At 66.9% G+C, this 278-nt stretch carries 1 protein-coding gene; it reads right to left on the bottom strand.

Translation table 11 applies throughout. The annotated features are described in order from the left end of the window. The coding region (locus tag ACEN88_RS35360; RefSeq protein WP_413347071.1) for a trypsin-like serine protease at positions 1 to 278 on the bottom strand (278 nt) is incomplete at both ends.

The following is a 278-nucleotide window of genomic DNA, read 5'->3' as shown; positions in this document are numbered from 1 at the left end:
CCCCAGGCCCAGCGATTCCGCGACGTCCGTCGTGACCTCGCTGATCTGCACGCCGAGGCGCCCGCGCGTCACCTTGCCCGTCTTGCGAATCTGCTCGGAGACGCGCATCACCTCGTCGATCGGCACGGCGAACGAGATGCCGTTATAGGCGCCGGACAGCGTGGCGATCTGCGAGTTGATGCCGATGACCTCGCCACGCATGTTGATCAGCGGGCCGCCCGAGTTGCCGGGGTTGACGGCCACGTCGCTCTGGATCAGCGGCAGGTATTCGCCCGTGT

The organism is Massilia sp. CT11-108 (genome assembly GCF_047302915.1).
In the GTDB taxonomy this organism is placed as follows: Bacteria; Pseudomonadota; Gammaproteobacteria; order Burkholderiales; family Burkholderiaceae_D; genus Telluria; species Telluria orientalis.
This window is presented reverse-complemented; position numbering and strand designations above follow the sequence as displayed.